Genomic DNA, 231 nt, shown 5'->3' with positions numbered 1-231 from the left:
ACATATTCTGGTAAAAGCATTGAATCATTGCTCAGATTGTCAGTAATGTTTTCAAGTAATGAAGAAGGTTTTCTTTTACGCAAATAATCAATGGCTGAGTTATGTGCTAATGTATATAACCATGTAGTAGGTTTACAATTCCCCTTAAACTTATCAAAGGAAACTAGTGCTTTACAAAATGTATCCTGCGTTAAATCTTCCGCCTGATGATAGTCATGAATAATGGAATTT

The 231-nt window shown here is 32.5% G+C and carries 1 protein-coding gene; it reads right to left on the bottom strand.

What is annotated here, in order from left to right; translation table 11 throughout:
- On the bottom strand, positions 1–231 hold a 231-nt coding region (locus AOA62_RS31075; protein WP_143521966.1), incomplete at both ends, for an RNA polymerase sigma factor.

It is taken from the genome of Pseudomonas sp. 2995-3, from assembly GCF_002742565.1.
Taxonomy (GTDB): domain Bacteria; phylum Pseudomonadota; class Gammaproteobacteria; order Pseudomonadales; family Pseudomonadaceae; genus Aquipseudomonas; species Aquipseudomonas edaphica.
The sequence above is the reverse complement of the archived record's forward strand: the minus strand, read 5'-3'. Positions and strand labels throughout refer to the sequence as shown.